General features: G+C 72.5%; 1 protein-coding gene and 1 pseudogene. Both read right to left on the reverse strand.

Going from position 1 to position 1,132, the window contains the following annotated elements; genetic code table 11:
- Positions 1-916: sensor histidine kinase (locus ACIKT0_RS18615; RefSeq protein ID WP_407106797.1), on the reverse strand; the 916-nt coding region annotated here is incomplete at its 3' end.
- Positions 892-1,132: pseudogene (locus ACIKT0_RS18620) on the reverse strand (hypothetical protein); the annotation flags it as partial. The gene ACIKT0_RS18615 and the pseudogene ACIKT0_RS18620, both read right to left, overlap by 25 nt.

The following is a 1,132-nucleotide window of genomic DNA, read 5'->3' on the forward strand; positions in this document are numbered from 1 at the left end:
GAGACCACCAGGACCCGGCGGCCCGCGAGGGGAGGCCGCACGTCGAAGGAGGGCGAATCCCCCGCGCGCCGCAGCGGGAGGCGGAGCATGAAGCTGGCGCCGGCCGGTCGATGAGAACGGCGTCGTAGCCCGCCATGATCTCGTCGCGCATGGCCGCGAGCTCGGCCTCCGCGCCCGCGTTCCGAAGCCTTTCGACGAGCCAGGGTCCGGTGAACGGCGCATCGGAGACCACCAGGACCCGGCGGCCCGCGAGGGGAGGCCGCACGTCGAAGGAGGGCGAATCCCCCGCGCGCCGCAGCGGGAGGCGGAGCATGAAGGTGGCGCCGGCCCCGGGTCGACCTTCGGCGGCGATGGAGCCGCCCATCGCCACGGCGAGTTGCCGGCTGATCGCGAGACCGAGGCCCACGCCGCCCGTGGCCGGGTCGGGGGCGTCGCGGGTGAACTCCTCGAACAGCCGCTCGGCGTCCGACGGCTCGAAGCCGGGTCCGGTGTCGACGACCGAGAACCTCACCTCATCATCGAGGAAGTCGAGCCGCAGGCCCACCCCGCCCTGAGCGGTGAACTTGATGGCGTTGCCAGCGAGATTGAGCAGGATCTGGCGCAGACGCCCGGGGTCGCCCCGGAGCCTGGTCGCTCCCGGACCCGCCACGCAGGCGAGATCGAGGCCCTTCGCCTGCGCGCGCGGCGCGAGCAGTTCGGCGACGTCCTCGAGGAGGTCGAGGGGATCGAACGGCTCGTCCTGCAGCGTAAGCCCGCCCGCCTCGATGCGCGAGTGATCGAGAATCTCGTCCACCAGATCGAGCATGGCGGCGGCCGACCGCCTGACGGCGTTGGCGTAGGTTCGCTGATCCGGCGCCAGCGGGGTCTCGAGCAGCAGATCCGTGGTGCCGATCACGCCGGACAGCGGCGTGCGCATTTCGTGCGTGACGGGAGCGCCTTGATCGCCGGGTCCACGAGTTCGGGAGAAGCCGCCGCCCTTCGCTCCAGCCGACGGATCGCGCCTGCGATCGCCGCGGCCGGGCCGGACGATCCCGCGACCGCCTCATAGGCCTCGCTGAGGTCCTCGGCCGCTTTCTCGGCGCGCATCATCGCCTGGCGGCGGATCGAGAGATCCTCCTCCTCGCCGGCGAGC

Origin of the sequence: Hansschlegelia beijingensis, from assembly GCF_045505405.1 — a bacterium.
Lineage (GTDB): Bacteria > Pseudomonadota > Alphaproteobacteria > Rhizobiales > Methylopilaceae > Methylopila > Methylopila beijingensis_A.